18 protein-coding genes are annotated in these 23,513 nt (G+C 42.8%); 4 read left to right on the plus strand and 14 right to left on the minus strand.

All coding sequences use genetic code 11. From position 1 onward, the window contains the following. Positions 1-178 precede the first annotated feature (178 nt). From ACO6S0_RS14665 to ACO6S0_RS14675, 3 genes are all read left to right on the plus strand, one after another. Positions 179-3,463, plus strand: a complete 3,285-nt coding sequence (locus ACO6S0_RS14665; protein ID WP_422349073.1) for a SusC/RagA family TonB-linked outer membrane protein — start codon at positions 179-181, stop codon at positions 3,461-3,463. Positions 3,464-3,482: 19 nt separating this feature from the next. Next, positions 3,483-5,015 carry a RagB/SusD family nutrient uptake outer membrane protein gene (locus ACO6S0_RS14670; protein ID WP_422349074.1) on the plus strand — a complete coding sequence of 511 codons (1,533 nt, stop codon included), beginning with the start codon at positions 3,483-3,485 and terminating at the stop codon, positions 5,013-5,015. A 160-nt stretch (positions 5,016-5,175) separates the two neighbouring features. Beyond that, on the plus strand, positions 5,176-8,499 hold the full coding sequence (locus tag ACO6S0_RS14675) for a VCBS repeat-containing protein (RefSeq protein ID WP_422349075.1): 3,324 nt from the start codon (positions 5,176-5,178) through the stop codon (positions 8,497-8,499). 3 nt (positions 8,500-8,502) lie between these two features. Here the strand turns inward: ACO6S0_RS14675 and ACO6S0_RS14680 are convergent, their stop codons facing one another. The 9 genes from ACO6S0_RS14680 to ACO6S0_RS14720 form a co-directional block, all read right to left on the minus strand. Next, a complete protein-coding gene (locus tag ACO6S0_RS14680; RefSeq protein WP_420400864.1) occupies positions 8,503-8,685 on the minus strand; it encodes a CPXCG motif-containing cysteine-rich protein in 183 nt (60 codons plus the stop codon). A gap of 49 nt (positions 8,686-8,734) precedes the next feature. Further along, positions 8,735-9,661, minus strand: coding sequence for a DUF5777 family beta-barrel protein (locus ACO6S0_RS14685; protein ID WP_422349076.1), 927 nt, complete (start codon positions 9,659-9,661; stop codon positions 8,735-8,737). Further along, the gene (locus tag ACO6S0_RS14690) at positions 9,651-10,196 is read right to left on the minus strand and encodes a YceI family protein (protein ID WP_422349077.1); all 546 of its coding nucleotides are present in this window, start codon (positions 10,194-10,196) and stop codon (positions 9,651-9,653) included. The genes ACO6S0_RS14685 and ACO6S0_RS14690 overlap by 11 nt, the downstream gene beginning before the upstream one ends. Position 10,197: 1 nt before the next feature. Further along, positions 10,198-10,632: an OB-fold protein gene (locus ACO6S0_RS14695; RefSeq protein ID WP_422349078.1), complete on the minus strand. Its 435-nt coding sequence runs from the start codon at positions 10,630-10,632 to the stop codon at positions 10,198-10,200. 81 nt (positions 10,633-10,713) lie between these two features. Then, complete coding sequence (locus ACO6S0_RS14700) at positions 10,714-10,995, minus strand: hypothetical protein (protein ID WP_422349079.1); 282 nt, start codon at positions 10,993-10,995, stop codon at positions 10,714-10,716. A gap of 10 nt (positions 10,996-11,005) precedes the next feature. After that, complete coding sequence (locus ACO6S0_RS14705) at positions 11,006-11,851, minus strand: DUF5777 family beta-barrel protein (protein ID WP_422349080.1); 846 nt, start codon at positions 11,849-11,851, stop codon at positions 11,006-11,008. A 12-nt stretch (positions 11,852-11,863) separates the two neighbouring features. Further along, positions 11,864-12,244: a hypothetical protein gene (locus ACO6S0_RS14710; protein ID WP_422349081.1), complete on the minus strand. Its 381-nt coding sequence runs from the start codon at positions 12,242-12,244 to the stop codon at positions 11,864-11,866. Continuing rightward, positions 12,244-12,792, minus strand: a complete 549-nt coding sequence (locus ACO6S0_RS14715) for a YceI family protein (RefSeq protein WP_422349082.1) — start codon at positions 12,790-12,792, stop codon at positions 12,244-12,246. The genes ACO6S0_RS14710 and ACO6S0_RS14715 overlap by 1 nt, the downstream gene beginning before the upstream one ends. A gap of 18 nt (positions 12,793-12,810) precedes the next feature. After that, positions 12,811-13,167 carry a hypothetical protein gene (locus tag ACO6S0_RS14720; protein ID WP_422349083.1) on the minus strand — a complete coding sequence of 119 codons (357 nt, stop codon included), beginning with the start codon at positions 13,165-13,167 and terminating at the stop codon, positions 12,811-12,813. A 233-nt stretch (positions 13,168-13,400) separates the two neighbouring features. On the opposite strand from ACO6S0_RS14720, the gene ACO6S0_RS14725 reads away from it, so the two are divergent. After that, positions 13,401-14,507 carry a LytR/AlgR family response regulator transcription factor gene (locus ACO6S0_RS14725; protein WP_422349084.1) on the plus strand — a complete coding sequence of 369 codons (1,107 nt, stop codon included), beginning with the start codon at positions 13,401-13,403 and terminating at the stop codon, positions 14,505-14,507. A gap of 53 nt (positions 14,508-14,560) precedes the next feature. Here ACO6S0_RS14725 and ACO6S0_RS14730 read toward each other — a convergent pair whose 3' ends face one another. From ACO6S0_RS14730 to ACO6S0_RS14750, 5 genes are all read right to left on the minus strand, one after another. Next, complete coding sequence (locus tag ACO6S0_RS14730) at positions 14,561-15,886, minus strand: TolC family protein (RefSeq protein WP_422349085.1); 1,326 nt, start codon at positions 15,884-15,886, stop codon at positions 14,561-14,563. Continuing rightward, positions 15,883-19,170, minus strand: a complete 3,288-nt coding sequence (locus ACO6S0_RS14735) for an efflux RND transporter permease subunit (protein ID WP_422349086.1) — start codon at positions 19,168-19,170, stop codon at positions 15,883-15,885. The genes ACO6S0_RS14730 and ACO6S0_RS14735 overlap by 4 nt, the downstream gene beginning before the upstream one ends. Further along, positions 19,167-20,303, minus strand: coding sequence for an efflux RND transporter periplasmic adaptor subunit (locus ACO6S0_RS14740; protein ID WP_422349087.1), 1,137 nt, complete (start codon positions 20,301-20,303; stop codon positions 19,167-19,169). Before ACO6S0_RS14740 ends, ACO6S0_RS14735 begins: the two co-directional genes overlap by 4 nt. A 154-nt stretch (positions 20,304-20,457) precedes the next feature. Further along, on the minus strand, positions 20,458-21,342 hold the full coding sequence (locus ACO6S0_RS14745) for a leucine-rich repeat domain-containing protein (RefSeq protein WP_422349088.1): 885 nt from the start codon (positions 21,340-21,342) through the stop codon (positions 20,458-20,460). A 237-nt stretch (positions 21,343-21,579) separates the two neighbouring features. After that, positions 21,580-23,490 carry an ABC-F family ATP-binding cassette domain-containing protein gene (locus tag ACO6S0_RS14750; RefSeq protein WP_422349089.1) on the minus strand — a complete coding sequence of 637 codons (1,911 nt, stop codon included), beginning with the start codon at positions 23,488-23,490 and terminating at the stop codon, positions 21,580-21,582. Between the last annotated feature and the right edge of the window lie 23 nt (positions 23,491-23,513).

The following is a 23,513-nucleotide window of genomic DNA, read 5'->3' on the forward strand; positions in this document are numbered from 1 at the left end:
AGGGATGGAGCTTAGACTTGGACAATTTAAACGTCCATCCCTGTGTGTCGATCAATTAATTAAATATTAACTAACTAACGAATTCAAATTTATGAAAACAAAATTTGTTGGTCTACCTATTTTTTATAGGAAGACCCTTTTACTCGTAATTATGAGGACCTTTATTTTTCTATTTTGTATGGCGACTTTTGGTTTTACAACCAAAATAGGCTTCTCACAAAATAAAAAGATAGTTGTCAACACAAGCCAAGAGCTCACTGTAGAGCAGGTTTTTGACCTCATTAGACAACAAACAGACTACTCTTTTATCTATCGATCGGATTTATTTGCAAATGCACCCAAGGTTATGGTCAAAAAAGGGGAGACCCGCATTAATGACCTCCTTAAAAAAACTTTGTCCTTTGCAGATTTTGAGTATGAACTGTCTCCGGAAGGATCTATTCTTCTTATTAAATCAGAAAAACCAGCGACTCGGAAAAAGAAAAAATACCAACAGGAAATAACAGGGACGGTAACGGATAAAAATGGAACTCCCTTGCCTGGAGCCTCCGTACTAATTAAGGAAAACACCACTGTTGGTACCCAAACCGACTTTGATGGGAATTACTCCATCATGGTACCAGGGTTTGAGTCCACTTTGGTATTTAGATACTTGGGCTTCGTGACCAAAGAGGTGGTTGTTGGCAATCAGACCACCATAAATGTTACTTTGGAAGAGGATGCACAAGGTCTGGAAGAAGTTATTTTGGTAGGTTTCGGAACGCAAAGAAAAGCGGAAGTCACCGCTGCCATTTCTTCTGTTGACATTGAGGAAATCCAAAAAATCCCAACTGCAGATGTCGCTACCTCCCTACAAGGTCAGGTGGCTGGTTTGAACGTGGCTATTGCTACTGGTGCGCCTGGAAGTGAGCCCATCATCCGAATTAGGGGATTGGGGACCATTGGTAACAACAATCCGTTGGTGGTGATCGACGGTATTCCCGGAGACCTTTCGTACATCAACCCATCGGACATCGAGGACATCAGTATACTTAGGGATGCCTCCGCTGCCACCATCTATGGTTCCAGGGCATCCAATGGGGTGGTCATCGTAACCACCAAAAGAGGAAGAACAGGAGACCCAAAGGTCACTATAAGTTCCTATGCCAGCACCCAATGGTTTAGCAATGGGGTAGATGTCGCGAATAGATCACAACATGACCAAATAAAGCTTGAAGCCTTCAACAATGCTGGAGAAACACCTGCGCCCTACTTGACCAGTGGAGCCCAGTACGCTGATTCGGATTGGGTTGGTGCCTATATCGACAACGCTTTTGAACAAAAACACGATATCGGTATTACAGGGGGAACGGAAAACATGAAATACAGTTTTTCAGCAGGATACTTCGAGAACACCGGAACGGTTGTCAATACGGATTTCAACCGTTTGAGCACCCGATTGAATTTGGATTTCACTTTGTTGGAAGGTAGACTTAAAATAGCGCCTGGGGTAAGCTATACCAGAGAGAATACGGGTGGAATTTTTGAGCCAACCTCTGAAGGAAATGCCAGTTTCTCGCCTTTCTTGCAGATATATCAAACCCTGCCACATAAGTCCATTTTTGATGCCAATTCATTAAACGGTTTTGCTACACCTCCATCTGAGTTGGGGTCAGGAAACCCGGTTGGGGAAACCGAATTGAATGATAGAAATGACGAAGATGACTATCTGCAATTCAATGTTGCTGCAACTCTCAAACTATTTGACGGACTGGAATACCGCTTCCAGTATGGTGCCAACATTGAAAATACCCATTTTGCCAACTTTTTGCCCACCTATAATTTTGGGCCTCAAGCCGTAAATGAGAATCCCTTTCTATCCGAAAACCGCACAAGAACCAATGAATGGACACTGAACAACACCCTGAACTATCGCAAATCATTTGATAAGCATGATGTTGAAGTGTTACTTGGTATCTCAAGGGAAAAAAGTGAATTTAGATCAGCTGGGGGATCCAACAACGAATTGGCTTCCGATCAGTTGAGGGGACTAAGTGCCGGTATAGGTGATGAATCTTCCTTTGGTTTTAACTCCACCAGTACTTTACAATCCTATTTTGGCCGTTTAAGCTATGACTTTGACGACAAATACTATGTCCAAGGAAGTGTTAGAAGGGATGGTTCTTCACGCTTTGCTTCGACCAACAAGTATGGTACCTTCTATTCCGTTTCCTTGGGATGGGCAGTTCATAATGAGGAATTCTTTGATTCTGAGCTAATAAGCCAACTAAAACCACGATTTAGCTACGGAACCCTAGGAAACCAGCTTATTGGAGATCATTTGTTTCTAGCACGGATTGGTTCAGGAGGACAACAACTGAATTATCCTTTCGGTGCTGGGCAAAGCCAGCCTGTGGTTGTGGGAGCCATCGCAACATCTTTTCCTACACCAGACATTCAATGGGAAGAGACAGCTACCACCAACATTGGTGTAGATCTTGGTCTTTTGCAAAATCGAATTAAATTCTCCTTTGACTACTTTACCTCTGAAACCACAGACATGTTGGTTAACGTTCCCATTCCTGCAACTTCAGGGATTACCTCTTTTCCATTGACGAATGGGGGTAACTTGGAAAACAAGGGTTGGGAATTTTCAGCTTCATATAATAACGGATCGGATAGCGATTTCAGTTATAACGTAAGTGCCAATATCAGCGGTTCTTCCAATGAAGTAACCAAATTGGGTATTGCCGATGAGGCTTTTACAGATGGATTTATCGAGTTCAACAATTTCCCAACCACCCGTACCGAGGTAGGTGGAGAAATTGGTAGGTTCTACCTGTTTGAAGCCGATGGAATTTTTCAGACCCAGGCGGAAGTTGATGCCCACGGGGTACAGCCCAATGCCGCTCCTGGTGATCTTCGCTTTGTGGATACCAATGGAGATGGCGTACTTGACGATGATGACAAACAATTCATGGGCAGTGGCCTTCCAGATTTCGAGTACGGCATCAACTTTAGCGCCAATTACAAGAATTTCGACATCAGTCTATTCTTCCAGGGTACCCACGGGAACAACATTTACAATGGGGTTAGAATGTGGCTGTACAGAACGGACAGACAAAATATGTCTGCTGACTTGTTGAATGCTTGGTCTCCCTCAAATACGGGAAGCAACATTCCAAGAAACATCTTTGGGGATCCCAACAACAACATTAGACCATCTAGTTATTTCTTGGAGGATGGATCGTACTTCAGGTTAAGAAATCTGCAAGTGGGATATACCTTCCCGGAAAAGGCCATGGGCAACCTTCCTATTGACAATCTTCGATTGTATGTTACCGCGACCAATTTGTTTACCATTACAGATTATTCCGGTTTTGATCCTGCCCTAGGTAATGGAGGAACCTTTAATAGAGGTGTTGACAGAGGTTTCTATCCTTTGTCCAAGTCACTTATCCTAGGTTTGAATCTTACACTTTAATAAAAAAATTGAAAACATAATGATCAAGATCATGAAAGAGAGCAAGTTAATTCTAGTTGCAGTATTGGCCCTAATGGGGATGTATTCCTGCAGCGACGATTTTATAGAAGTTGAAAACAGGGAGGTTCTTACCGAATCCAGTTTTTGGCAAACAGAAGACCATGCGCTTCAAGCCCTAACTGCCACCTATGCTGCTTTGCATAGTTCCAGCGGAAGTAAATGGGCCTTTTTTGAGGAAATATACACAGCCATGGCCTATAAAGCTGATGACATGGTGAACAACACCGCTGAGACCTACAGTAGATCCTTGGCCAGCTTCACCAACACCACAGAGGAGAGTGGACCTTTCAATATTTGGCGAAGTGCCTATGCCGGAATTGGACGGGCCAACCAAATTTTACAACAGGTTCCCAACATGGAAGCCCTTTCCCAAGAGAGCAAGGACGTTATCATGGGAGAAGCCAAATTCTTAAGGGCGTATTACTATTTTTGGTTGGTGACCGGTTTTGAAAATGTCCCCTTGGTAACCACCTATGAAGTAGACCCTGATAACCTTTTCCCTGGCCAAGCAACACCAGCCGAGATATGGACTCAAATAGAAACAGACCTTTCCGAAGCCGAGTCTGCCATGTTGGTGGAACATTCTGGGGAATGGTTGGGAAGAGCCACCCAAGGAGCCGCAAAAGCCCTTTTGGGAAAAGCGTACCTGTTCCAAGAAAAATGGTCGCAGGCCGAGGCCAAACTTGCCGAGGTAGTGGCCATGGATTATGCCCTGTTGGAGAATTACGCCGACAATTTTAACGGAAGTGCCGAGAATGGCAGTGAAAGTGTTTTTGAGATTCAGTTCACCGGTGATAGGGCCAATGGTAACGATGAGCGCCAAGTTTTCAATTTTGAAGTTTCTCCATACGCCTTTGGGGGCTGGGAACTTTTTTATCCCTCCCAATGGTTGGTGGATGAAATGAGAACAGATGTTGACGCTATTGGAGATCCCAGTGATCGTGTTTATGCCAGTATCTTCTTTGATGACCCGGGCTCACAAATGTACAGCCGTGATTCGGATACGGAAGTGGCTTATAGCGATGTAGCCGGAGAATTGAACCACCCAAAATACTTCAAGAAGTATTCCTTCAATGAAGACACCAATTTCTACAATGGAACCAATATTACCATTATTCGGTTCGCCGATGTACTGTTGATGTATGCAGAAGCCCTCAACGAAAATGGAAAAACTGCCGAAGCCATAGTTGAAGTCAACAAAGTGAGGGAAAGAGGTGGTGCAGTGCCTTTGGCAGGCCTGTCCCAAAGCGAACTAAGGACCCAAATTCGCCATCATGAGCGGCCAGTGGAGTTGTCCATGGAATTTGGGATTCGCTGGTTCGATTTGTACCGTTGGCAACGTGGTAGTACGGCCACTGAGTCCATTAAAACGACCCTTGAAAACCACGGTAAGCCATTTGCCGAGAACTTTCAGGACAAACATATACTGTACCCCATTCCACTTCAGGAAATCAACATTAATGAAAACCTTGATCAAAACCCTGGATGGTAAACCGATTAAGTTTAGTTTGAGTTAGTTTCGTGTTTAAGTAGCGTAACTTGCCACCTAGGGACAGTGAACGGTCCTTAGGTGGTTTTTTATAAAAACCCATCAACTAAAACCGTGATTAAAATAGAATTCTAAGACAGCTCACCTACAAAGCAGGAGTATTTTGAACCATAACAAATACATCACATCCTATGCAATAATCCTATTAAGCCTGATAGGTTTATCTTCCTGCACTAAATCCAATGAAAAGCTCAACGAAGCTGCACCTCCCTTGTTCACGGAAATATCTTCATCCCAATCTGGGATAGGTTTCGTCAATGAAATTCCAGAAAACAGTGCCATGAACAGTATGGTCTACGAATACTTCTACAATGGAGGGGGCGTTGCCATCGGGGATGTGGATAACGATGGACTACCTGACATTTACTTTACCTCCAACCTCAAGGACAACAAATTATACAAAAACAAGGGCAATTTTAAGTTCGAAGATATTACAGCCAAGGCTAAAGTTAAAGGAAGTTTTGGCTGGACAACCGGAGTAACTATGGCCGATATCAATGCGGATGGTTGGCTGGACATCTATGTCTGCAAATCAGGAAAAGGAAAAGCAGAAAACAGGGCAAATCTTCTGTACATCAACAATAAAAATGGCACATTCTCGGAAATGGCCGCTGCCTACGGCTTGGACTTCTCCGGTTATAGCACCCAAGCTTCATTCTTTGATTATGATAGGGATGGAGATCTGGATTTGTTTCTACTTAATCATAATGTAACGCCCATAAATACCAATACGCCAGAAGTTTTTAAAAATGAGGATAACGACTTGGTAGGCGATCGCTTATATCGAAATGACGGTGGAAAGTTCATCAATAGTTCCAAGCAAGCAGGAATCATTGGCAATTCCCTAGGATTTGGTCTTGGAGTTTCCATTGGAGATCTGAACAACGACGGCTGGCCGGATATATATGTGGGCAATGATTATATAGAACAGGATTACCTCTATTATAACAATGGGGATGGCACTTTTACCGAAGGTATCAAAACCTCCATGGGGCATACCTCCAACTTTTCTATGGGAACGGACATTGCCGATATCAACAATGACGGGTTACCAGAGGTTATTTCCCTGGACATGGTTGCAGAGGACAACTACGGAATTAAGACCAGTATGAGTGGTATGAATCCCAAAGCTTTCAACTATGCGGTGGAAAAGGGGTTTCACTATCAATACATGTACAATGCCCTGCATTTGAACAATGGCAATGGACACTTTAGTGAGATTGCCCAAATAGCCAAAGTTTCCAATACGGATTGGAGCTGGGCTCCCCTACTTGCCGATTTTGACAATGATGGTCAAAAAGATTTGTTCGTTACCAACGGGCTCAAACGCGATTTCAGGAATAACGACTTTAAAAAGTATAAACTGGAACGGCTGGAACAGGCCCAAAACCGTAAGGAAAAAATGCCGAAGGTCATTGAGGAGTTGGTTCAAAAAACACCTCAGCGCAAAACAACCAACTATCTTTTTAAAAGTAACGGAGATTTAACTTTCACCAACAAAACAACAGACTGGGGCATACAAACTCCAACCTTTTCCAATGGTGCAGCCTATGGGGATTTGGATAATGATGGGGATTTGGACTTGGTCATCAACAATATAGATGAGGCGGCCACCCTGCTTCAAAACAATAGCAGCCAGAACTATATTCAGTTTGAATTTAAAGGGCCTTTGCAAAACCCATTTGGGGTTGGTGCAATCGTAACCATAGAAACAAAAGACGGAAAACAATTTGCCGCCAATTATCCTACCCGCGGATACCAATCGGCAGTTCAGCCCTTAGTGCACTTTGGTTTGTCAGAGGCAACCCAAGTAAAAAAAATGGTTGTCATCTGGCCGGATGGCAAAACCCAAACCTTCAAAAATTTAGGATCAAATCAACGGATGCTCTTAGATTATCATAAAGCCCTTGATGGGCAACAAGAAAAAAACCATGTCACTGATTTACTTTTTCAAGATATTACCCAGATAGCCGAAATAGAGCATCGACATACGGAAAACCCATATGACGATTTTGCCTTGGAAAGCCTGTTGCCACACAAAATGTCCCAAGAAGGGCCAGCTCTGGTTGTGGGAGACATCAACCAAGATGGTCTGGACGACTTCTATGTTGGGGGCGCCAAAGGACACCCTGGAGTACTTTATGTTCAGAAAGAGAATGGCAAATTCCGAAGACAAAATCAAGCTGTTTTTTCTGATGATAAAATCCATGAAGAGGTGGATACCGTCTTTTTTGATGTGGACATGGATGGCGATCTTGATCTTTATGTGGCCAGTGGTGGTAACGAAGAAAAAGCAGGTTCCAACTATTATTTGGACAGAATTTATGTCAATGAGAATGGACTTTTTACCAAGATTTTAAACCCTTTTGACCAGTCCATTTCCTCAAGTAGTTCGGTGGTTAGGCCTTATGATTATGACAAGGATGGGGATTTGGATTTGTTCGTTGGAGGCAGACAAGAACCCGGAAAATATCCCTTATCCGGGACCAGTACTTTATGGAGAAATGATACTGAAAATGGGCGCATTAAATTCACTTCAATGCACAGAGAACTCCCAAATGACTTGGGAATGGTCACTGACGCTGCTTGGGCCGATATTGATGGGGATGGTTATTCGGATTTGATTGTTGTTGGGGAATGGATGTCCATCAAAATCTTCAAAAATCATAAAGGCTCATTTTTGAACATATCCGACCAAATAGGCTTGGAAGATCTTACAGGTTGGTGGTTTAGTTTGGAAGTCGGGGATTTTGATGCCGACGGAGATATGGATTTTGTAGCAGGTAATCTTGGATTAAACAGTAAATATCAAGCTTCGTCCGAGGAACCATTCGAAATTTATGCCAAGGATTTTGATCAAACAGGATCCATGGACATTGTTTTGGGGTATCATCAAGAAGGAAAGCAGTTTCCATTACGAGGACGTGAGTGCAGTTCCAACCAAATGCCTTTCATCAAGAAAAAATTCCCTACCTATCATGATTTTGCATCTGCCAGTCTGGAAGATGTCTATGGTAAAGAAAATCTGGCTACCGCGGTGCAATTCCAATCCAAAACTTTTGCCTCAACCTATTTTGAAAACCAGGGAGATGGCAGTTTTTCACCAAAACCTTTACCAAATTTGGCCCAACAAACTGCCGTACGGGAAATCATTGCTGACGACTTTACCGGGGATGGGCTGGAAGACTTGCTTCTTTTGGGAAATTTGTACGGATTTGAAGTGGAAACTCCTAGACAGGATGCTGGATACGGCCTATTGATGGAAGGAAACGGGAGCGGAAGTTTTAAACCTCAAATGCCATACAGCAACGGATTGTACGTCACAGGGGATGTGAGCCGTGCATCCATATTAAGACTTGCCAACAATAAAAAGGGGCTTTTGGTGGCCAAAAACAATGATTATTTGCAACTAGTTGAAATACAATAGTTCTTACTGCCCCAACAATCTGACCTGAAATTGCGTCAATTCCCCATTTTCAAACCCTACTTGGCTTTCTATAGGATTACAGCATACTTCACAATCTTCCACATAGGTTTGTTGACGGACAGAGGTATCCAAAAGAAAGGAAATTTCTTCCCAACAATAAGGACATTGAAAGAAATGTTCCAACATGGTCTTGTTGTTTTTAGTCTTTGCAGGCTGTTATAAGATATTCAGTATGCTATGGGGTTTTATTTTCCTGTTTCAGTCCTTTAAGCTGCCGTTTAAAATGAATGATGTAGGTGAAATTAAACCCAAAATTAAGGTTGGGGTTCTTAAAATTGAAATTGTTTCGGGTTTCGGCAATAAAGGAGCTTTCCACCATACTAGGGGCATTGGTCAACATAAATTGAAGCATCACATCGCCCAATTCCCAATTTACCCCAATTCCAAATGGGCCATAGGTGTCTATGCTTTCCACCGGATTGAAAACTCTATAGTATTCGCTCACCAATGAAACATGCGGCCCCAATTTATACCTACCCCCAAAACCAAGAGCCAGGTGATTTTGCCTTTCATCTTGTGTATAAACAGCACTCCTGTGGATAAATGTTGGGGCAATTTGCAAGGAGAAATCGGAATTGATCTTTTTTGCAATGAGCAGTTGGGTGGTAAACGACAATCTATTGGAAAAATCGTCCTCTACATTGGGATTACTTATGGCATGACTGTTATAGCTTGCGTTTTGAAAAACAGTGAGTCCAATAGGTGATCCCTGGCCATCTGCCTGCTGTCTTATGAGCCTGTATTTCACGAACGCATCAAAAAGACCATCCCATGTTGATCCTCCCAAGCCCGTGGTAAATCTATCGCTGATTCCATATTCCAAGGCAATGCGCGCATTCAATTTGTCCGCCCCAAAACTCTGGGATCGTAGCGTAGGAGTATTCCAAAATCGGGTAGCCGCAAACACCTCCAAAATTCCTTTTTTGCGGGTTTCAACAGAATGTCCGTAGGTAATCCGGGTGGATTTAAAGGTAGCCAGGACAAATTGGGGCACCGTATCAGTATGCTCTTTTTCCAAAATATCCAGCAGCTCATTTTGTGCCATAATTTGATTTACAAAGAGGCCAAAAACCAATAGTGTCCAAAAAACTCTAGTTTTCATAGGGCAAACATTCAAAATTAAAATCCACTGAAATGGTCTTTGCAATATTCCCAGCCAAAAGTGGCGGAATCTTTATTTCATAATCCCTCACCAGGGTTTCAAAGGTCCCTGAAAGGACAAAGGTCTCGTTGTTGCGTGTTATTTTGGTCTTTATCTGAAGTTCTTTGGTAACCCCATGCATATTGAACCTACCTTCCACCATTCTGGTTTGTTCACCTTCAAGAGTGGGGTCAAAATCCATAATGGTACCTATAAATGTGGCCTTGGGATAAATATCGGATTCCACATAACTTTCGTTGAAATGTTCCCGCATCAAGGCCTTTTCAAAAACAAAGGCGTTCATAAGCATGCTCACGGCTATTTCCCCAGTGGTTAAGTCAACTATACTCAGCACTTGATTATTCTCCGCTTTTATGTGCTCCACGGAAGTGTAGGAGAAAAATGATACATGACCCTGTCTTGCCATGGATTTGGTAGCCCCTTGTCCAAAACCATTAAAGGCGATCAATGCAAAAAGAGGTAGAAGTTTACCCATTCTATTCATGACTTACTACACAATTCAAAAATATGGCATCTTTTAAAATGCCTTTGAAAACACCTTTGATGACCAAAGTGTCTGTTGGCTCAAATTTGCTGATAAGATGTTCCTGACCTTCCATCATATCACAAATAATGGATGGATGCTCCTTTCCCTCAACATGCAAGATAACGGTAAGTCGGTTATTCTTTTCATTAATCTCCTTGATTGCACCTGTTATTTCAATAACCTTCTCAGCGGACAATAGGCCAGCAGCGTCCTTTTTTTCCAGCAAATCCACAAGATCATTGGCACTGATGTATAGCTCGGGCTCTGCATTGGCCATATCTATAGTTTTTGTCGACATAATGTACCAAACCATGCATATGCCCAAAATCAAAAGACCAACTGCCATCCACAGGGTCAAACGGTTTTTCCTAGTCAAACTTCGCATCTTACCTTCAATAGAAACCCAGGGCCTTACTTAAAACCCTGGGTCCAAAACTACTAAAACTAATTTCCCTTTTCAAAGTAGTTATGCCGCACTGGAACCAACCTTGGTACATTGACACAAAGGCGGCACATAATTTTCTTTCTTTATTTTATCCCCTAAAGGCGGGTGTCCTATTTCCATTAATTTGTTGAGGGCCAAAGCCAGCTCATTGGCACTTCCAAAATGAAACCAAATCAAGGAATCCATTGGATTGGTGTACACATTGTGTATCCCCTCTATTCCTATTAGCTGTTCCTTAATAACACTTGCACATTCATCGCAAAAAGCATGTGCCACCGGAATTTTTGCCAAACTTTTTTTCATGCTGTTTGTCTTAAAACACCCTGGATAAATTGAACCCAAAGAAGATGTCTCCATCACCCCAATCCCCTGTAGCCTGACCCAAAAAATAATTGGTGTTCATAGGCTGGGCATTGGTAAAATGCAACTGAAACACGTGTCCTCCTGTTTCTAGGTCAAAACCAATGGACAACGCATTCTTGAATGGGGAATTATCCGCTCGGTTCAAATGCCAACCATAGTCCATATTTAGGCTCCATCTTTTGGTCAGCTTATATCTTCCCCCTAAACCCAATGCAAATTGCGAGTTGTCCTGCTCCTCCAAGCTGACCAGATTGTCATGGAAAAATGTGGGAGTCAATTGCAAGGAAACATCATTGCTCAACTTTCTCGAAATCAAAGCAGACACTGCATAGCCCACTCGATGTTTAAATTCAAGACCTGGCAAACTAGCCTCATCCAAAGCGGTGTTTATCAAAGCTGAATTGAACAAAACCAGTGTTACAGGAGATGCACCTTCCTTTTGACGCAACAATCGCAACTTAAGAGAGCTTTCGTAGGTTTTTTGGAAGGAACTTCTTGAGATGCCCAGATTGATTCCGTCCATAATCCCATAAATAAGGTTCAATCGGGTAACGGCCTGATCCAATCCAAAAAAATCATCAATTCCTGTTTTTATGGTTCCAAAACGGTGTGAAACCACAAAATAGAGCTCTTTTTGGGAGACCATTTTGGTAGATTCAAAATTTACAATTTTCAAGCCCTTAAAAGCAGCTGATTCATAGGCCGCCGCATCATCAATTTCAACATCCTCCAACAGATCCTGTTGGCTAAAAATAATTGAGGGCACAAGGGCCAAAAACACTATAAGTTTTTTCATGATTTAGTATCTCTAATTGGTAATTGTTGCTTGGTCTATTTTTACTATTTCCAAAAGATCATCGTACCCAATACATCTTCCTTTAATGGTCAAATAATCTTCTACTTGGATTGCGGAATGCGGGGTGTCCAACAAATTGATCTGCACCTTGTGGTCCAGAAATATGGATTGTTGGTCAATTTCCGTCACCTTTCCTGTAGTTATAATGGCCTGATCAATGAATTGGGCTCCGCTTTCCTCGGAAAAATGTTCAAATAAGCTCTGTGCAGTTAGTTGATGGACGGCTTCCTCCTTCAAAATGTTCCTGGACTCTGGATAAAGGGTCTTGTACCCAACAATTGCCAGGGCCACTATCGCTATGGCGATTAACATCAAAACGTATTTCCTAGCCATTACTTCCTTTTCAGTTTAAAATCGAATTTGACCTGTACCTCCTTGGCAATTTGGTTTCTGACAATCCTTGGAATTTCAATATCAAAGTCAGCAGGGGAAACGGTGAAGTTGCCCAAGAGGGATAGCACATCATTGACCAATTGTGCATTGACCACAGTTCGGATTTCCTTTACTTTTCCATGAAAGTCAAGGGTACCTTCAAGCTGCACCTCTCCCCCTGAGGATGGCAAGTCGCCCAAATCAAAATTTTTCAAGGCTCCCCTGAAAATGGCCTTTGGAAATTGACCCGATTCGGCATAGCTTTCATTGAAATGTTCCTGCATTAGGGAATTTTTAAACTCAAATGCCCTAACCAATGCCAGAGATGCCAATTCGTTGGTTTTGGCATCAAAAACCGCAGTGGCCGTACTGTTGATTGCTTTAACTTCCTCAAAAAGTTCCTCGGAAGCTTCAAATATTACGACCCCATTTCTATCTATAAATTTGTCTTGGGCAATGCCCTGAAAATTCCAAAAACAGAGTAGGAAGACAAATGAAATCTTAGCCATGCGCTGGACCATTTTCCACTAGTTTTCCAAGGTTCCGTCCTCGATCCACTGCTCAAACAAATCTATCGTCGATTGTGGTAGTCTTCCTGCAGGTGGCATTGATCTAGCTTCAGAGGTTTGTCTGCTTATTGCAGTTAAAATACCTCCTGCCCTGCTCTGGACTTCGGTAAAGTTGGTCAAGGAAAAGGGTGCTCCATTTTGAGTAGGTGAGGAATGGCATCCCAAACAGTTTCCACCAATCAAGGCACTTATGTTTCCATCATAAGTGACCAAATCTTCATTGGGTGGGGTTAGATCTTCTTCACTGTCGCTTGAGCAGCTTGCGAATACGACCAAAACTGCCAGTGAGCATAGATACATTAGTTTCTTTTTCATGATTGTGATTGTTTTTGAGTTTAATAATGTCATTTGATTTACACTACCAAAACAACAGTACCTCAAGCAATTATGAAGGGTAAACCTTTGCGAAAGGGAAAACTGGGCCTTGACAGGGAATTTTTGGCCTTAAAAGGAATTCCTAACCATGTTGCCGAAAAAGTAAACCCTGAATGCTTTTACAAAGGGGGTATAAAATCATTATATTGGATAAAAAATTTGTTGGAAACCCTATGAGAAAGGATAGGTTATACTTTTTAACGTTTATTTCCATCACGGTCATCTATGCCATAATTGCGAGCATTGCCCTGCACTATTTGACCAAATCCGGAACCCTTACCCTGCTTGAAACTTATCTGGAATTCAGTAAAAACGAGGCCAAATCCTTTGCCACTTTGGTAGGTCAAAAGACACAAATGGGGATTGCCAAGGACTCCATTGTCCAGAGCGTGCAGCAAAGTTTGGAAGAAACCGATACGGATATTGGGTATTTGAGTATTCTGGATTGGTCCGGAAAAATCATTTGCCATCCAGACATCAAGATTGTTGGGCAACAAGCCGGTGGATCTAAATCCTTTGTTTCTTCCGTCGCTGATGAATTGACCGTGGAAAGTTTTTATGGTCAACTCAGCCAACGCTTAAAAGAGAACCGCGATTCTGCAAACCCAGCCTTGGTCAAAGAATCCGAGGTCATCCATTTATATCCCGTAGGTGGCTCTGACTGGATTGTGGCCGCACACATTGGCATTGATAATATCTCCCAAAGATTGCAGGAAATGAGAAATCGGTTTTATACCATCTTTCTACTCATGGGACTCTTTGTGGTCCTGTCCTATGTGGTAGTGGTTCGCCTTATTGGGAGCAACTATGAAAAACAGTTGGAGGCCAAAAACAAGCAGCTGGAAGATGAAGTAATCAACCTTTCCAAACTTAATAGGGCTGTTGGGGATTACCAACAACGTGTATCCGTAAAAAGTAAGGGAGATAAGGAAGACACCACCATTAAACGAAGGATTCTTACCTACATTCGTAATGAACTGTTGCCTGTGGCTACCGAGGAGATTGCCCATATCTATACCGAAAACTCCATTACCTATGTGGTTTGTTTTGATGGGAAACGGTCCACTACCAATTCCAGTCTGGATGAGCTGTTTTCACAACTGGACAGTGCTCATTTTTTTAGGGCCAACAGACAATTTATCATTGCCATTTCCAGTATTGACAAAATTGTAAAATATGGGAAAAACCAATTAAAGATTTTGGTTGTTCCCAAATCTGAGGCAGGCATTCTAATAAGCAAGAACAAAGCGGCAGAATTTAAGCAATGGTTAAATCTCTAACCCTTGTAGAACTCTCCCTAATCGGAAGTTAAGATGCGGTTGTAGTTTATTAATCAGAAATCGACATTGAGCAATTGCCCGCTGATCTGTAACATCTGCAGTTCTGCCAATTTTGCACTGTATTTGGCCTGACTTTGGGCCAATTCTGCATTTAAAAGGTTCAATTGTGCCTGTCTGAATTCGATGGAGGTTACCTGCCCCAACTTGTAGCGTTCATCCGTTCGATTAAAATTATCTTGATTGGTCTGTAAATTCTTTTCCTGGACCTCCAAAACATAAAGCGCGTTGGTGTAGCTGTCCCAAGCATTGCGAATATCGCGTTCCACTTCCAAAGCTATCTGTTTTTGCAACAACTCTTGGGTCTCGTAGTTGATTTTGGTATTCTTAATGTTGGTGATACTTCTCCCCCCGTCAAACAAATTCCAAGTAAGGTTGATACCTCCAGTAACCCCTGTAGCCGTGTTTTGCACAACAAAGGCCAAAGGACTGTTGTTGTTGGATTCGTTCCACCCATAAGTCCCCGTAAGGCCTATGGTGGGCAAATATGCACTTTTGGCAGATTTAAAGTTGTAATTGTTGATATTCAACTGCTTTTCTGCAATCTGTAGCCTAATGTTATTGTCTTTAGCCTCATTATGCATGTTTTCCATTTCCAGACCAGAAACAAAATTCACCGTAGTGTCCGCCGCAAAGGTGGTGGCCAGTTCCCTATTTAAAATAAGATTCAGGTCGCGCATGGTGTTACGCAACTGTTGTCTGGAATTCAATAGGTTGATGCTATCGGTATTGATATCCACTTCGGCATTTAATACATCCAAGCCTGTATTCTGACCATATTCAAATTGGTATTCTGCCCTAGTAAGTCTATCCTTTGAAATTTCCAAGGCACTTTCCAGGTTTTGCGTGTTCTCGGTTAATCGAGCTACCTCATAATAGACGGTGAACAACTGCAAAATGGTAGTTTCTATGGTCTGCTGTACTTCCAGTTCGGATTGTTGGGAGCGCTCCTTGAAACTTTTATAGTTATAATGACGGCCCAAGCCATCAAAAAGCGTGTAATTTACGTTTACCGAGGCATTATATCTCCTGGTTTCCACACCATCTGCCGTACGTGTGTCCCCATTGGCCAAGGTACCCTCTGTGTTTTGCCTGTCTATGGTTCCTCCCCCATTGGCGGTCACCGTGGGCAAATATCCAGAATTTAAAATGTTGGCATTGTTATCATCAATTCTTTGGGTATTTCTTGCCACTTGGATTCCCAAATTGTTTTGTAGTGCCAAGTCAATTGCTTCCTCTTTGGACAACAAGGGTTCTTGTGCCTGGGCCCAATTTGCGAATACGAAAATAAATAAGGGTAAGGTATAAAATATGCGTTTCATTCTGTAGTGCCTTCTAAAACTTTAGGAGCTTCTTCCTTCTCTATGTGGGTAGAACTTCCATTCTGACTGTATAGTCCCTCGTGCATCATATGTTCTTCCTCGTTGCGTTCCCTAATAGATCGTTCCACTTCTTCCCTGGTTGCCTTTTCACCCGTCCACATCTGTTTCACAAATACCTTGACATAATTGCCAAAAGAAAGAAAAATGGGCAGCATCAAAAGGGTAAGAACCGTGGCAAATCCAATACCATAGGCAATGGAAAGGGCCATGGGTTTTAAGAATTGGGCCTGACGACTCTTTTCCAAAAGAAGGGGTGCCAAACCTGCTATGGTGGTGATAGAGGTCAAGAAGATAGCCCGGAACCTAGATCGACCAGCTTGATAGATGGCCTCATCAAACTTTAGGCCATCCCGTAAATTATTGTTGAACTTTCCAATAAGCACCAATCCATCATTGACCATAATCCCAATCAGCGCAATGATTCCCAAAAGCGACAAGATATTGATGGGAAAGTTATGAATCCAATGGCCCCAAGCAACAGCCGTTAAACTGAAAGGAACCATTAATATCAACAATAAAGGTTGACTAAAACTCCTAAAGGTAAAGGCTATGGTCACAAAAATGAGAAAAAGCACGGTAAGACCTACAAAGCGCAAAGAGTTGCTAAACTTATTGGCTTCCCTATTCTGACCCTCATAAGAAGGTGTGATGGAAGGGTATCTGGACAGGATATCGGGCATAATTTCGTTTCGAATCCAAGCCATGGCATCTGTTCCCGTATAGACTTTGTCATTGGTCAAGTCCGAAGAAATTTGGATTTCCCTTTGTCCGTCCAAATGGTTGATGGCCACATCACCCCGCTCAATGGAGTAGGATGCTATTTCCTTAAGCGGAATCCGCTCACCTGAGGGAGCCATAATGCGCATGTCATCCAAATCTGTGATAGAGGAACGGTTGCTGCGATCGTAACGAACCCAAACCCGAATCTCATCTTGCCCTCGCTGAAAACGCTGCGCCTGGGAACCGAAAAATCCGGCCCTTACCTGATTCATGACACTCCTCAAGTCCAATCCCAATAGATAGGCATTTTCCTTGAGTTCAATTCGAATTTCCTTTATCCCTGCTGGATCATTATCCGCCACATCCTTTAACAGGGCATTGTTTACCATGGCGGTCTTTAACTCTTGTTTGGCCGCCTTGAGTTCAGCAATATTATTACCCAAAAGCGAAACGGAAACTGGATCCCCGCCAAAATTGCCCCCAGAGCCATAAATCAAACTTTCTACCCCAATCACGGGGCCAACCAATTCCCTTAACCTTCCTGCCACCATTGGAGAAACGATCTCATCCGGGCGTTCTTCCCCTGGCAATAGATTAATAATCAAAGTAGCGGTGGAAGAACCTGGGCCAAGAGTCTTCAGCATGTTTTCAAACAGCACCTTATCCGTTCCCTGCAAATATTCCTTCGTTAATTGTTGGTTGACAATTTCTGCCTTTTCCTGGATCATGCTAATGATGGAATCCGTTACCTTTTCATTGGTCCCATTGGGCATTTGAAGCTCCACGGCAACCCTATCACTGGCTATTTGTGGAAAGAAAGATCTACGAATAATTCCCCCTCCAATGGATCCAAAAGTCAAAGCCAATGCCATAAAGAAAAAGGAAAAGGTCAAAAACTTATATCGCAAAGCAAACCGCAGGGTGGGGCTATACCATTTGTCACGCATCCAAGCCATGCCCTGATCACCCAGTTTATTGATAACCCGCAGCTTGGCAAAAATTCGACCTATGCTGGACTTTGGATCCTGGCTCTTGGGCCGTAATGCTTTGGAATGGGCCAAGTGCGCAGGCAGAATAATCAGAGCTTCCACCAAAGACACTACCAAGGTAAGGATCACGATTACGGATACTTCACTAAAGAAATCCCCAATTCTTCCATCCAAAAACAGGAAAATGGAAAAGGCCAGGATAGTGGTTATGATGGCCGATAAAATAGGAGGAATCACCTCCATGGTTCCATCAATCGCCGCCTTTATGGGGCTCTTTCCTTTTTCGTAATGCTGATAAATGTTTTCAGCAATCACGATACCGTCATCCACCAAAATCCCGATTACAATAATCATCCCAAACAGGGAAAGTACATTGATGGTCACATTGAGCATGGGTGCAAAAACAAACATCCCCAAGAAGGCAATGGGAAGGCCAAAGGCCACCCAAAAGGCCAATCTTGTATTTAGGAATAGCGACAAAAAGAGGAGCACCAGAATCATCCCAATCACGGCATTTTCCGTTAGGAGGTCGGTACGTTGAGTCAAGGTTTTGGATTGATCGCTGATCACTTCCAACTGGGCATTGGTGTATTTTTTGTTGAAATCAGCTATATACTCCTTCACATTCTCGGCAGAGCCGATCAAATCCTCCGTATTGGTACTGGTCACGGTAACATTAACCGACAGTTCATCATTGAGGAAGGACGCATTTGGAGTCTCTGAGAAGCGATCTCTAATGATGGCCACATCCTTTAACCGAATGGCTCTACCTGAAGCATCTGCCCTAACCACCACATTGGAAAGTTCATCGCCGTAGTAGGAACGATTGTTGGCCCTGATCAGATATTCCTCCGCATCGGTTTTGATATTCCCTCCGGTAACCAGAATATTGGCACTTGAAACTGCCTGTGCCACCTCGGTAAAGGATAAATTATAGGCCAGTAAGCTATTTTCATTGACCGCAATTTCAATTTCTTCCTGGGGATATCCTGAAATTTCAATTTGGGAAATACCATCAATGGCCCGAAGATCATTTTCTATCTGTCTTCCAATTTGTTTTAAGGTGGCCAGAGGAATGTCATTTCCGCTTACCGCAAAACTAATGGTGGGCCGTACCGCCTCAAGCTTGGAAACCACCAATGGTTCCATCCCGGTAGGGAAAGTGGGTACTCTATCCACGGCATTTTTCACCTCGAGAAGCATAAAATCAATATCCCTCCCCTTTTCAATCTCAACATTGATGCTTCCGCTGTTTTCCCTTGAGGTGGAGGTTACCCGTTCCACTCCTTGAAGTCCCTTAAGATTGTCCTCAATTTTTAACACAATACCTTCTTCCACTTCCAATGGGGAAGCCCCAGGATAGGTGATATTGATCAATACATTCTGGGATTCTACCAAGGGGAAAAAGGAAGATTTTAGGGAAAACGCCCCTACAATCCCAAAAATGAAAAAGGCAATGATGATCACATTGACCGCAACATGGTACTTTATAAAATAGGATATGACCTTTTTCACGATTTAGCCCTTTTGGATTTAGCAGCATCGAATACTTTAACTACCATGCCGGTGTAAGCTCCGGAAACTGCCTTGGAAACAATAACTTCATCATTGGGAACCTCTTTGAGCACCACCTTTTTATCCGTAAAGTAAACGGGTTTTACGTCGATGACATCCAAGATGGAATCACGAACCACAAAAATCTGGTTGTTTTCCAACAGCAAGGAACGATCCACTTCAATGGCGTTGGGTTCCTCCTTGGCCTCTAGGTTGGCTTCCAAATATTGCCCTTCCTTAAGCTTATCCCCACTGACCTCTATATAGACGGTAATGGTTTGGGAGTTTTGATCCACCCGGCCGTTCACCCGGGTCACTTCCCCTGTAAATTTTTCCGTTTTCTCCAGATTGAAAAGTTCCACTTCCTTGCCCACGGTCAAATAATCACCGTAAGTTTTGCTTACAGAAACTTCCAACTCGTACACACCCGTATTGATGAATTCTCCCAGCTTTTGCCCTACCCGGATCAAGGTTCCCTCAGTGACCAAAGCGTCCGTTAACACACCCTTAAAGGGTGCTGATATGGTATACTTGGACAAGCGTTGTTCCAAGTTCTTTACGTTATAATAGTTAGATATTACCCCACGGCCAGAGATGAAGAATTTTTCCTTTTCACTGGTCATTTCGGGTAATTTGGGTGTGGTTCTATCCAAATCAAAGCCATTGAGATAGGACTGCCATTTAGGATATATGGTAGGATAATCCAACCTTAAATCCGGCATAATGGAAGTAAGTAGATTGTATAGGTTGCTTTTGGCCGACTGTACTGATGCGTAGTATTCGTTGGCATCTATTCGGATTAAAGTCTGGCCTGCGCCGTACTCTTGCCCAGTGCGGAACAATTTGCTCCCTGACCTAAAAACTCCCTGAACTTCTGAAAAAAGTTCTACGCGTCTTTTGGCCCTTAAGTTTCCATTGGCTGGAACGATAATAGGAACTGTGACATTTTTGACCGTGTCCACAAAAACCGTTTTAACCACCCTTTGTGGTTGAGGGCGTTTATCCTTCTTGCTTCCTGCAATCATTTTAGCGAAGAAAATGGACAGAAAAATAATGAGGCCACCTGCAATGACCGAGAAAATGAGCTTGCGCATGTGTTGGTACCGATTAGTCTTTGCAAAACTATTGGCTAATGCATACTTGCTTGGTTAAATATTTCATAAATGTGTACTGTTCTTTGTAAAAAGGACACAAAAAAAGGGGATACACGCCTGTATCCCCAAACCAAACAAACTAAAGTATAACTAACTACTCATTATCGTCAACATCTTCAAATTTTGTATCAGCCATTCGTGTGCGTTGCAGCTGTATTTCGTTGAACTTGGGATTCAAGCTTTTTTCATCGGTATCAAATACCAAAAATTGTCTTGTGTCCATCTCTTGCAGCCCCTTGTAGGAATTAAACCTATTGTTCTGCAACTGTAATATTTTTAAGCTCGCCAACTGTCCAAATTCTGAAGGTATTTCTCCTCCCAATTGATTGTTGGCCAGCACTAATTCCTTTAATTCACCTAGATTTCCCATTTCTTCCGGAATGGTTCCCTCCAAACTGTTTTCGAAAAGGCCCAAGGCTTCCAGTTTTGTAAGATTTCCAATAGTGTTTGGGATAATGCCCTTCAAATTGTTGCTGGACAAGTTCAGCTCCCGTAGATTTTTGAGTTCCCCAAAGGTTGGTGGAATGGAACCACTCAAAAAATTGTTGAACATGGAAAATACCTCCAACTCCTGAAGTTGCCCAATCCCTGTGGGCAGGGCTCCTTTTATCCTATTCATTTCCAGTCGCAATACCTTTAAACTTTTCAACTTTACAATGTCCTTGGGTAAAACCCCGGTAATGCTGTTGAATGCCAAATTGAGGTGGGTAAGATATTTAAGTCTTCCTATACTTTCTGGAAGAATTCCATCCAGATTGTTCATGAAAAGGTTAATTCCCACTACATGATTATCCTTAACCTTTACGCCTTTCCATTGGGCAACCGGTTCGTCAAGATTCCAGGTAACTTTCCAGTCCGTTCCCTTGGTGCTGTGGTAAAGATCCAACAAAACAGCCTTTTCTTTGGCAGAGATCTCCCCATTGGCCCATCCAATTGTGGAAGCCATTACCAAAAAGCAAAAAACGGTTAGTCTTATCATGAGTTACAATTCAGTTTATAAGAATTTACCTACAAATTACGCATTGAGACAGCAACTCTACAAATTAAATAGGTGTAACCTGGGAAAAATGTTGTAAACAGGGTAAAAAATGTGGTGTAGAACACTCTATTCTCTTGAAATTAGAATGAATCAGATAGGAGTGTCCGAAAACCCTGCTTGTCAGCTCGAGCCCACCTTTGTCGGCAGACAGGCAGGCTCGAAGTGACAATCACAATTTTAATTCAAGGATTCCAGCTCATGGGAAAGACTTTCCCAGTCTTGCATTAAGGTCTCCAATTCTTTCTTTTTGCCTTGATAGCCATCAAAAAAGTCAGGCTTGGCAATGGTTGCATCGTAATCCATGAGCAGGTCGTGATCAATTTCGGCAATTTCCTTTTCCAATTGCGAAATCTTCTTTTCCACCCCACTCAATTTGTTTTTAAGTGATTTTAGCTTCTTTTGGGCTTGATAATCATTCTCCTTTGGTTTTTCAATTTTGACTGGGGTCTTTTGCTCTCCCTTTTCAATTTTTCGAAAATCCTCGGCCTTTCGTTGCTCCAAATAAAAGTCAATATCCCCCAAATATTCCTTGATTCGGCCTTCCTTGAATTCGTACACCCTATCGGTCAAGCCCTGAAGAAAATCCCTGTCGTGGGAAACCAGTACCAAGGTACCCTCAAAGTTTTGCAAGGCTTGTTTCAGTACATTCTTGGATTTAATATCCAAGTGGTTGGTAGGTTCGTCCATGACCAACACATTGAAAGGCTGAAGCAGCATTTTGGCCAGTGCCAAACGATTTCTTTCCCCTCCGGAAAGCACTTTTACATATTTTTCCACCTCGTCCCCTCTAAAGAGAAAGGAGCCTAAAATATCCCGTACTTTGCTTCGGTTGCTCTCATTGGCTTCATCAATCATGGTGTCCAAAATGGTCTTGTTACCATCCAGATATTCTGCCTGGTTTTGGGCAAAATATCCGATTTGGACGTTATGCCCTATCCTAATGCTTCCTCCGTGGTCCAGTTCCCCCACCATGATTTTCGCCAAGGTGGTCTTTCCTTGTCCATTCTGACCTACAAAGGCGGTTTTGCTGCCTCGCTCCACCAAAAGATCTATTCCTGTTAATACATGATTGTCGCCATAGCTTTTGGACAGATTTTCCAATTCTGCCACCACTTTTCCTGGGGTGACGGAAACCGGAAATCTCACGTTCATGACACTATTGTCCTCCTCATCCACTTCAATACGTTCCAGCTTGTCCAACTTTTTGATCAGCGATTGCGCCATGGAGGCCTTGGTAGCCTTCGCACGAAACTTTTCGATGAGTTTTTCGGTCTGTTGGATTTGCTTTTCCTGATTTTTCTGGGCATTTAACTGCTGCTCTTTCATCTCCTTTCTAAGCTCCAGAAACTTGGTGTAGGGTTTGTTGTAATCGTAGATTCGCCCCAGTGAAATCTCAATGGTTCTATTGGTCACATTATCCAAGAACATCTTGTCATGGGAAACGATGACCACAGCACCACCATAATTTTTTAAAAACTGCTCCAACCAGATAATGGATTCGATATCCAAATGGTTGGTAGGCTCATCCAAAAGCAGCACATCATTGTTTTGAAGCAGGAGTTTGGCCAGCTCAATCCGCATGCGCCATCCACCGGAAAAGGTATCAGTGATCTTGTTGAAATCCTCCCGTTTAAAGCCCAGTCCGATCAGCACCTTTTCGGTATCTCCTTGATAGTTATATCCCCCCAGGATTTCATAGCGATGGGTCACATCGGTCAAATCCACCATCAATTGGTTATAGCCTTCACTTTCATAATCGGTACGCTCCGCCAGTTCTTGGTTGATTTTTTCCAACTGGAGTTCCAGCGCTTTGATTTCGGTAAAAGCCTGATAGGATTCTTCCAAAACGGTTCGTCCCTGTTCAAAATCGATGTCCTGCTTTAAAAAACCAATCTTGATATCCTTTTCGGTGGCAATGGTTCCCGTATCAGGAGCCATTTCCTTGGAAAGCAACTTGAGCAAAGTAGACTTGCCAGCCCCATTTTTCCCGATAAGTCCAACACGGTCTCCCCCGTTCAACCGAAAGGCGATTTCCTCAAAAAGATATTCGCCCCCAAAGGCGACCGAAAGATTGTGAATATTAAGCATTTTATGTGACCTGAATTACATAA

The organism is Flagellimonas sp. (assembly GCF_965233845.1).
GTDB lineage: Bacteria > Bacteroidota > Bacteroidia > Flavobacteriales > Flavobacteriaceae > Flagellimonas.

What these genes read in the sequence shown, in the direction of transcription:
- ACO6S0_RS14665 (WP_422349073.1), top strand. Translation starts at nt 179, where the DNA reads ATGGCGACTTTTGGTTTTACAACCAAAATAGGCTTCTCACAAAATAAA.
- ACO6S0_RS14670 (WP_422349074.1), top strand. Translation starts at nt 3,483, where the DNA reads ATGATCAAGATCATGAAAGAGAGCAAGTTAATTCTAGTTGCAGTATTG.
- ACO6S0_RS14680 (WP_420400864.1), bottom strand. Translation starts at nt 8,685, where the DNA reads ATGTTGGAACATTTCTTTCAATGTCCTTATTGTTGGGAAGAAATTTCC.
- ACO6S0_RS14685 (WP_422349076.1), bottom strand. Translation starts at nt 9,661, where the DNA reads ATGAAAACTAGAGTTTTTTGGACACTATTGGTTTTTGGCCTCTTTGTA.
- ACO6S0_RS14690 (WP_422349077.1), bottom strand. Translation starts at nt 10,196, where the DNA reads ATGGGTAAACTTCTACCTCTTTTTGCATTGATCGCCTTTAATGGTTTT.
- ACO6S0_RS14695 (WP_422349078.1), bottom strand. Translation starts at nt 10,632, where the DNA reads ATGCGAAGTTTGACTAGGAAAAACCGTTTGACCCTGTGGATGGCAGTT.
- ACO6S0_RS14700 (WP_422349079.1), bottom strand. Translation starts at nt 10,995, where the DNA reads ATGAAAAAAAGTTTGGCAAAAATTCCGGTGGCACATGCTTTTTGCGAT.
- ACO6S0_RS14705 (WP_422349080.1), bottom strand. Translation starts at nt 11,851, where the DNA reads ATGAAAAAACTTATAGTGTTTTTGGCCCTTGTGCCCTCAATTATTTTT.
- ACO6S0_RS14710 (WP_422349081.1), bottom strand. Translation starts at nt 12,244, where the DNA reads ATGGCTAGGAAATACGTTTTGATGTTAATCGCCATAGCGATAGTGGCC.
- ACO6S0_RS14715 (WP_422349082.1), bottom strand. Translation starts at nt 12,792, where the DNA reads ATGGCTAAGATTTCATTTGTCTTCCTACTCTGTTTTTGGAATTTTCAG.
- ACO6S0_RS14720 (WP_422349083.1), bottom strand. Translation starts at nt 13,167, where the DNA reads ATGAAAAAGAAACTAATGTATCTATGCTCACTGGCAGTTTTGGTCGTA.
- ACO6S0_RS14725 (WP_422349084.1), top strand. Translation starts at nt 13,401, where the DNA reads ATGAGAAAGGATAGGTTATACTTTTTAACGTTTATTTCCATCACGGTC.
- ACO6S0_RS14730 (WP_422349085.1), bottom strand. Translation starts at nt 15,886, where the DNA reads ATGAAACGCATATTTTATACCTTACCCTTATTTATTTTCGTATTCGCA.
- ACO6S0_RS14740 (WP_422349087.1), bottom strand. Translation starts at nt 20,303, where the DNA reads ATGCGCAAGCTCATTTTCTCGGTCATTGCAGGTGGCCTCATTATTTTT.
- ACO6S0_RS14745 (WP_422349088.1), bottom strand. Translation starts at nt 21,342, where the DNA reads ATGATAAGACTAACCGTTTTTTGCTTTTTGGTAATGGCTTCCACAATT.
- ACO6S0_RS14750 (WP_422349089.1), bottom strand. Translation starts at nt 23,490, where the DNA reads ATGCTTAATATTCACAATCTTTCGGTCGCCTTTGGGGGCGAATATCTT.